This window comes from Vibrio sp. YT-19(2023), from assembly GCF_033337395.1.
Genome location: NZ_JAWOQN010000268.1, coordinates 1 through 876, shown reverse-complemented (window position 1 = coordinate 876; position 876 = coordinate 1). Strand labels below are relative to the sequence as shown.

The 876-nt window shown below is 47.5% G+C and carries 1 protein-coding gene; it reads left to right on the top strand.

Features of this window, described 5'->3' with window-relative positions; genetic code table 11:
* A partial coding sequence (gene xseA / locus R7E78_RS25335) for an exodeoxyribonuclease VII large subunit (RefSeq protein WP_318058502.1) occupies positions 1–876 on the top strand: 876 nt, incomplete at both ends.

The window sequence follows — 876 nt, the reverse complement described above, 5'->3', positions numbered from 1 at the left end:
TCGCGTTACTTTCAAACCTGCAAACGGCAATCAAGTTTTAGTTAAAGCCCGTCTGTCTCTTTATGAGCCACGTGGTGACTACCAATTGATCATCGAAAGCATGCAGCCTGAAGGCGATGGTCGTCTGCAACAAGAGTTTGAAGAGCTTAAGATGAAGTTGGCAGCGGAAGGTTTGTTCGCTCAAACCAACAAACTGCCACTACCAGAGCATCCGAAGCGTGTTGGTATCATCACTTCTAAAACAGGTGCTGCGCTTTACGACATATTGGACGTTTTAAAACGCCGTGATCCTTCCCTACCCGTGGTTATTTATCCGACCATGGTCCAAGGTGATGACGCAGCCATTCAAATTGCCCAAGCAATCGGTCGTGCTAATAGCCGAAATGAATGTGATGTATTGATTGTTGGTCGTGGCGGCGGCTCTCTAGAAGACTTATGGTGCTTTAACAATGAGATCCTTGCTCGCACTATTGCTGCAAGTCAAATCCCGATCATTAGTGCTGTGGGCCATGAAGTCGACATGACGATTGCCGATTTTGTTGCCGATGTGCGAGCTCCTACTCCATCAGCTGCCGCTGAACTGGTTAGCCGTGACAACAGCCATAAAGATCAATCGCTTGTAGCGAAACAGCATAAACTAGCTAGTGCGATGCGCTACTACTTAGCACAGCAAAAACAGCAAGCAGCGCAACTTCTCCACCGTTTAGAACGCCAACATCCAAGTTATCAGTTGCAGCGTCAGTCACAGCAACTCGATGAGCTGGATATGCGTTTGCGTAGAGCTATGCAGCGCTTCATCGATACACGCCAACAAGCCGTTGAGCGTAAACACCATCGTCTGCAATTAAACTCTCCTATTAAACACTTAGCACAACA